The 6,476-nt window shown below is 62.5% G+C and carries 5 protein-coding genes and 2 pseudogenes; 5 read left to right on the top strand and 2 right to left on the bottom strand.

The window, feature by feature from the left end:
* A partial coding sequence (locus EOA86_RS17490; protein ID WP_245497302.1) for an alpha/beta hydrolase occupies positions 1-231 on the top strand: 231 nt, incomplete at its 5' end.
* Positions 232-471: 240 nt separating this feature from the next.
* Positions 472-1,530: a dipeptidase gene (locus EOA86_RS17485; RefSeq protein ID WP_091600661.1), complete on the top strand. Its 1,059-nt coding sequence runs from the start codon at positions 472-474 to the stop codon at positions 1,528-1,530.
* Between the two features lie 360 nt (positions 1,531-1,890).
* Here the strand turns inward: EOA86_RS17485 and EOA86_RS17480 are convergent.
* Positions 1,891-2,828: pseudogene (locus EOA86_RS17480) on the bottom strand (IS256 family transposase); the annotation flags it as partial.
* Positions 2,829-2,905: 77 nt separating this feature from the next.
* On the opposite strand from EOA86_RS17480, the gene EOA86_RS17475 reads away from it, so the two are divergent.
* The 3 genes from EOA86_RS17475 (at position 2,906) to EOA86_RS17465 (ending at position 5,301) form a co-directional block, all read left to right on the top strand.
* Positions 2,906-3,346, top strand: coding sequence for a transposase (locus EOA86_RS17475; protein WP_091600664.1), 441 nt, complete (start codon positions 2,906-2,908; stop codon positions 3,344-3,346).
* A complete protein-coding gene (tnpB, locus tag EOA86_RS17470) occupies positions 3,343-3,699 on the top strand; it encodes an IS66 family insertion sequence element accessory protein TnpB (protein ID WP_091600663.1) in 357 nt (118 codons plus the stop codon). The genes EOA86_RS17475 and tnpB overlap by 4 nt, the downstream gene beginning before the upstream one ends.
* 69 nt (positions 3,700-3,768) lie before the next feature.
* Complete coding sequence (locus EOA86_RS17465; RefSeq protein WP_128261182.1) at positions 3,769-5,301, top strand: IS66 family transposase; 1,533 nt, start codon at positions 3,769-3,771, stop codon at positions 5,299-5,301.
* Between the two features lie 11 nt (positions 5,302-5,312).
* Here the strand turns inward: EOA86_RS17465 and EOA86_RS17460 are convergent.
* Positions 5,313-5,558: pseudogene (locus tag EOA86_RS17460) on the bottom strand (transposase); the annotation flags it as partial.
* Positions 5,559-6,476: the final 918 nt, after the last annotated feature.

Here is a 6,476-nt window from a genome sequence, read left to right as displayed (position 1 = left end):
TACCTTGATCGGCTTCAGGCCCAGACGTTGATTATCTGGTCGAAGAACGACCCGACCGTGACGCCGGATCACGGTTTTAAGCTGGCAAAGCTGATCAGGAATTCGGATTTCCACCTGCTGAACAATGCAGGGCATGCCGTGCACATCGACCAGAGCGAAGCCGTGAACAGACTCATCCGTCAATGGCACGATAGAGAGAGTGCGTCCTTTCAATCAGGCTTCCATCTATAATGCCTAACTACCGGAAGGGAAATGATCGAGATCCTGGCGGCTGAAAGATCCAGGCGCAGGTAGTTCTCTACCAGTTGTCACTTTGCGAGGTTGATCAACCACGCCCTGAACCGGAAAACTGGATCTTCGAACCAGGGGAAGGGTGCTCCCGGATGACATTGAACATATAGGTGCGGGCTCATTTCTCGGGTATCGCACATAGAGGCGGCGGAGCATTCCGCTTATCGCTGGAGCTTTGAGATGCAGGAAGTTTTCGACGGCCACAACGATGTGCTTTACCGTTTGTGGAACAACGCAACCAAGGGTGGCGATCCGGTGGCCGAGTTCGTCGAAGGCACCCAGCAGGGCCATATCGACATGCCGCGCGCTAGGAAAGGCGGCCTCGCCGGCGGCCTGTGCGCGATTTATGTGACCTCGCCCAACATGCAGGATGAAGTGCGCGACGAGAACGGCCACTATGCCATTCCGCTTTCTCAGCCGCTTGAACGCTCTCCCTCGCTCGACATCGCCGTCGACATGGCGTCGATCGCCTTCCGGATCGAGAGTGCCGGCGGCTGGAAAATCTGCCGCAGCAGTGCCGACATTGATGCCGCCGAGGCCGAATGCAAGTTCGCCGCCGTGTTGCATATGGAAGGCTGCGAAGCCATCGATGCCGAACTCGCCGCGCTCGACGTCTTTTATTCCGCCGGCCTGCGCTCGCTCGGCCCGGTGTGGAGCCGCAACACCGTCTTTGGCCAGGGAGTGCCGTTTGCCTTCCCGTCGAGCCCTGATACCGGGCCTGGCCTGACCGAAGCCGGCAAGCGGCTGGTCACGGAATGCAACCGCATTGGCATTGCCGTCGATCTCGCCCACATCACCGAAAAAGGATTCTGGGATGTCGCCAGACTCAGCGACCAACCGCTGATCGTCAGCCATTCCAACGCGCACGCCATTACCCCTATTAGCCGCAATCTGACCGACAAGCAGCTCGCGGCTGTGCGCGAAAGCAACGGCCTTGTCGGGCTGAATTTCGCCGTCACCATGTTACGCGAGGATGGCTTGAAGCGTGTCGACACCCCGCTTTCCGACATGATCCGCCACATCGACTATCTGGTCGAGCATGTCGGCATCGACGGCGTGGGGCTGGGCTCGGACTTCGACGGCACCACCGTGCCGGCTGAAATCGGCGACGTCGCTGGGCTCCAGAACCTCGTTGCGGCACTGCGGGACGCTGGATATGGCGACACCGATTTGGCGAAAATCTGCCACGACAACTGGCTGAGGGTACTACGCTCGGCTTGGCACGAAGCGGCAGCCTAACAACAAATATGCATCAAGCTGGGGAACTGAAAAATGATGATTACTGTGAGATCCTAGGAGGAATTGGACAGCGAATGTACTGTGGCAGAATGGGTCCCCTGACAATCTTTATGTGAGGCCCATCATGTTTAAGACACCTAATCAACCTTCCGGTATCTCGATCTTGGCGCAACTTTTTATCTCGCTTGAACCGAGAAAATCGGCAGGCCGGGACGTGCTTCACCGGTTAGCGAGAAGATGTCGCGCCATAGGGTCGTCGGCAATGCATTGCCGGCCTTTTCGCCTGCCTTGCCAACTTTCGCAGGTGATGTCCCGCGGCATGGTGTAGGAGCGCCGACCTTCGGAGAGGTCCGACGCTGATCAGGCGGCCACGGCGGGCAGCCTGATGGTTGGATTGTCTGTTATACGAGCGAGCGTTTGAAGTGCATGTAGCGCCGCGCCACCGCCCATTGATCATTGGTCTCCAGCATCAGTGCGCCGACAAGGCGCACGATGGCGTCGTCATTGGGAAAGATGCCTATGACGTCGCCCCGCCGCTTGATCTCGCGGTTGACGCGCTCGAGCGGATTCGTGCTGGCGATCTGCGCCCAGTGCTCGCGCGGGAAGGACATGTAGGCCAGCACGTCGTCGCGAGAGGCGTCCATCAGGGCGCCGAGCTCGGATTGCTTCTCGCGTAGCGCGTCGGCAACGACTTCCCACTGGGTTTCGGCGTCGGCTTTGGTTTCCTGGGCGAAGATAGACTTCGGCATCGCCGCAACCGCCCATGCGCCGCTTCGTCGGCGCATGGGCAAGCGCGTTGCGCATCCAGTGAATGTGGCAGCGCTGGTGCGTGGCGTTGAACACCCGGCGGCGGCCGCGCGTAAACCCTTGTCCCGTCGGCGATGACCAGCTTCACGCCACGCAGATCGTGATCGGCAAGAGACCGCAGGAAGTCGGTCCAGAACGTCTCGGCTTCGGATGGCGACGCCCAGCACCTCGCGCTTTACCGCCGCGGCGATTATCACCGCACGGCTGACGATCCTACCGCCCTCGCGCACCTTCAGGTAGGTGGCCTCGAGCCAGAGGTAGGGCCAGGCGCCCTCCAGCGGTCGCGTGAGGAAGGCGTTCACCCGTTCGTCTATGTTGGCGCATAGGCGGCTCACCTGGCTCTTCGACATGCCGCCCGCACCCATCGCCTTGACCAGATCGTCGACCGAGCGCGACGAGATCCCATGGACGTATAGTTCCTGAATCACCGCCACCAGAGCCTTCTCGGCCGTTCGACGTGGTTCGAGTAAGCTTGGGAAGTAGCTTCCTTTGGTAAGCGCTGTTCCGGTGGCACCTTTCGCGCGTTGACGTGAGGGACGATGTTCGGAGCCTTTGAGGGCTTCGACACATGACGATTTCAGAGCTTACGCTTACATCCAGCGATCACGAGCCCGCGCGCCGGTTCGAGGTGTTCACGGGCTCCGGTCGGCGGCGCGAATGGCTGCCGGAGGAGAAGGTGCGGATCGTGGCGGAAAGCTACGAAGCCGGCGCGACCGTGAGTGCGGTGGCGCGGCGATACGCTTTGTCCCCGCAGCAGCTGTTCGCCTGGCGTCGGGCCGCTCGTCAGCCGTTGGCGGAAGCGCCGGCAGCACCGGAATCGTTGTTTGTTCCGGCGGTGATTGCAGCGTCGAGGCCTGAACCGGCGGCAAGGCGGCGGCGGAAGCAGAAAGCCGCCCGAGACGCCGGTGTGATCGAGCTGGAGATCGACGGCATCACCATGCGCGTTGGCCGGGGTGCGGATGCGAAGACCGTGACCGCAGTGATCCGCGCGCTGAAGGCGACGTCGTGATCGGGCCGACGGGCGCGGTCAAGGTCATGGTGGCGACGAAGCCGGTCGACTTCCGCAAGGGTGCGGAGGGGCTGGCTGCGCTGGTGCGCGAGACGATGGGCGCCGATCCGTTCAGCGGGGCCGTCTACGTCTTCCGGGCGAAGCGGACGGACCGGATCAAGCTGATCTTCTGGGATGGCACAGGCGTGTGCCTTTACGCCAAACGCCTGGAAGATGGGGAGTTCCGCTGGCCGAAAGTGCAGGACGGCGTGATGCGGCTGACGGCCGCGCAGCTGTCGGCGCTGCTCGAAGGTCTCGACTGGCGGCGGGTCCATGAAGCCCGCCGGACGCGTGTTCCGGTTCAGGCGAGCTGAGCCGCGACCAAGTGAATCAGCCTGGATTGCGCTGTCGCGGGCTGTCGGCGAATATGGTCTGATCCGCTCATGGCGATGACGGCTGACCAGCTTCCCGACGATCCGGACGCGCTGAAGGCGATGGTCCTGGCGCGCGACGTCGAGAATGCCCGGCTGATCCAGATCATCAAGGAATTGCAGCGTCATCGCTTCGGCCGTCGCGCCGAAAAGCTTCCCGAAGATCAGTTGCTGCTGGGGCTCGAAGAGGCCGAACAGATCGAGGCGGCCGGCGAGGAAGCGGCCGAGAGGGCTTCTCCGGACCAGCGACAGGCAAAGACTGCCAAACGCCGGGCCAACCGGGGCTCGCTGCCGGCGCATCTGCCTCGCGTGGAGATGGTCGTCGACATCGAGGACCATGCCTGCCCGGGCTGCCGCAATGGCTTGCATCGGATCGGTGAGGACGTGAGCGAGCGGCTCGACATCGTTCCGGCGCAGCTGCGTGTGATCGTCGTGCGCCGGCCCAAATATGCCTGCCGCGCCTGTGAGGACGTGGTCGTTCAGGCTCCGGCACCCGCCCGGCTGATCGAGGGCGGTTTGCCGACCGAGGCGACGGTCGCTCAGGTGCTGGTGTCCAAATATGCTGACCACCTGCCGCTCTACCGACAAGCGCAGATCTATGCCCGGCAGGGCATCAATCTCGACCGGTCCACGCTCGCCGACTGGGTCGGCCGCGCCGCCTGGCATCTGCGTCCGGTGCATGAACGCCTGCTTGGCAAGCTGAAGGCTTCGCCGAAGCTGTTCGCCGACGAAACCACGGCGCCGGTGCTCGATCCTGGCCGCGGCAAGACGAAGACTGGGCAGCTGTGGGCCTATGCCCGCGATGACCGACCATGGCAGGGGAGCGACCCGCCGGGCGTCGCCTATGTCTATGCGCCGGACCGAAAGGCCGAGCGTCCGATCGCTCATCTCGCAGGCTTCACCGGAATCCTTCAGGTCGACGGCTATGGGGGCTATCGCGTGCTGGCCGAGAAAAGCGGCGTGACGCTCGCCTTCTGCTGGGCACACGTCCGCAGGCGCTTCTATGAACTGGCAGCCGCCGGTCCCGCACCGATCGCCAGCGAGGCGCTCCGGCGCATCGCCGAGCTCTACAGGATCGAGGATGACATCCGTGGCCGGTCGGCCGACGAGCGCCGCGCAATGCGTCAGGAAAATAGCCGCGCTACCGTCGCCGATCTCGAACCCTGGCTGCGCGAGAAGCTCGGTCTGATCAGCCAGAAGACCAAGCTCGCCGAGGCGATCCGCTACACCCTCTCGCGCTGGGAAGGCCTGACCCGCTTCCTCGACGACGGCCGCATCGAGATCGACTCCAATACAGTCGAGCGCTCCATCCGTCCGATCGCGCTCAACCGAAAGAACGCCCTCTTTGCAGGCTCCGATGGCGGTGCCGAACACTGGGCAGCCGTTGCGTCGCTGATCGAAACCTGCAAACTCAATGGTGTCGAGCCGCTAGGCTATCTCGGCGATGTCCTCACCAGGATTGTCAACGGCCATCCCAATAGCCAGATCGACGAACTGCTGCCCTGGGCCTACATCCAACCTTCCGAGCTTAAGGCCGTGGCCTGAGAACAGCGCTTACTTCCTTTGCGCAGCTCCGGGATCTCCAACGCGATCCGCCCGGCGCGGGTATCCCAGTCCCGGTCGCGATAGCCGTTCCGCTGCACCTCCCGCAGCGGCGAGCGTGCGCCCTTCGCAGCGCCTGTACGCGCTTCCACCTCCATCTCCATGACGCGATCGGCCGCAAAGGCCAGCATGTCGCGCACGAAGGCGCTGTCGGCCTGCTTCTCAATCAGCTCGATCAGGGCCATTCTCTCGTCAGTCATCGTCGCCTCCGCTCTGTTCCAGGTGTTGCAACGGAACCTTCTCGAAGATCGGCGATGACCGCCAGCGCTGCAGTCGGCCGCGCGCTGCGCTACGCCGACGGCTCCGCGCGCGGCCTCCTACACCATCACCAGGGACACAGCCCTTTCGCAAAGGCACTGGGCCGGGTGGGTACTGGAACGTGAAGCCTGGATCGAGAATTACATTGTCGACGCTGCGTCGTTGGCAGTGTCGCGCCGTGATCTGCGAAGACGCTGCCGGCTGCCCAAGCTAATAGGGCAGCCGTTGCCACAGGGGATCTGCGCAATGTACGCGGGGGGCGAGCCGCGGGACCCTGAATAGGGCGGCGCCTCCTCGGCGTTGAACTGAAGACCCTTAGCTAGAATTCGAAGCAGGTCGTACCGAAAGTATTCATTCTCGAACGATAAAGGCGACGTCCCACTGGCTGGATGAGGATGGCGATTTGCTTGGCCGTTGCGGGAGATCTGTGTGGGCGCGCATCAACGCGATTAGCGGAAGGCCTGACGGCCGACACGTTGCTGTGACCCAAAGAATGGTAGCTCACTACAAGGATTTAACGTCCCATCTTGAAGGCTTCCCTCGCCTCCGCCTTTGCCCGCCTGCATGGTCATGGAACGAGGCCAAGTAGCGGTCCCGCAAAATCCAGATCGCGCGCGCCCGATGCGATCGGTCGACGTTTGCCGCGAACTGATCGCGAAACGCCGATTTCCTGCGTTTTCATCCGGACAATCGCATAAGACGGCCGGTCTGCGCTGCTATATTCAGAGGGCGCGGATCGGTTCGGCCCAGCCGACCTGACGCGGCCAGTTGTGCTGAGGAAATGCAACTCATGATCACTGAACATAGCATATCGGTTGGTGGTATCACGACCTCGTATTGTGAGAAGGGAGCCGGTGTGC

The organism is Mesorhizobium sp. M5C.F.Ca.IN.020.32.2.1 (assembly GCF_004023105.1).
GTDB lineage: Bacteria > Pseudomonadota > Alphaproteobacteria > Rhizobiales > Rhizobiaceae > Mesorhizobium > Mesorhizobium wenxiniae.
The sequence above is the reverse complement of the archived record's forward strand: the minus strand, read 5'-3'. Positions and strand labels throughout refer to the sequence as shown.

Bases quoted from the DNA above. Each gene is read 5' to 3' on its own strand.
- EOA86_RS17485 (WP_091600661.1), top strand. From the start codon at position 472: ATGCAGGAAGTTTTCGACGGCCACAACGATGTGCTTTACCGTTTGTGG.
- EOA86_RS17475 (WP_091600664.1), top strand. From the start codon at position 2,906: ATGACGATTTCAGAGCTTACGCTTACATCCAGCGATCACGAGCCCGCG.
- EOA86_RS17465 (WP_128261182.1), top strand. From the start codon at position 3,769: ATGGCGATGACGGCTGACCAGCTTCCCGACGATCCGGACGCGCTGAAG.